General features: G+C 63.8%; 1 protein-coding gene. It reads left to right on the top strand.

What is annotated here, in order from left to right; all coding sequences use genetic code 11:
- Positions 1–268, top strand: a 268-nt coding sequence (locus tag PZA18_RS24590) for a transposase domain-containing protein (RefSeq protein ID WP_284103511.1), incomplete at both ends; no start/stop codon positions are given.

Genomic DNA, 268 nt, shown 5'->3' with positions numbered 1-268 from the left:
AAGCCCTGAGCCGCTACGCCCAGACCGGCGATCTGCCGATTGACAACAACGCGGCCGAGAGTGCCATCCGGCCGATTGCCCTGGGGCGCAAGAACTGGCTGTTCACAGGCTCCGAACGCGCTGGCCGGCGAGCTGCCGCCATTCAAAGCCTGCTGGCGACCGCTAAACTCAACGGCCTCGAACCCCTGGCCTGGCTGACCGCCACCCTTGAACGTCTCCCCACCTGGCCTAATGGCCGCATTGATGAACTACTCCCCCTGAATTCAAC

Origin of the sequence: Parachitinimonas caeni (assembly GCF_030129945.1) — a bacterium.
In the GTDB taxonomy this organism is placed as follows: domain Bacteria; phylum Pseudomonadota; class Gammaproteobacteria; order Burkholderiales; family Chitinimonadaceae; genus Parachitinimonas; species Parachitinimonas caeni.
The sequence above is the reverse complement of the archived record's forward strand: the minus strand, read 5'-3'. Positions and strand labels throughout refer to the sequence as shown.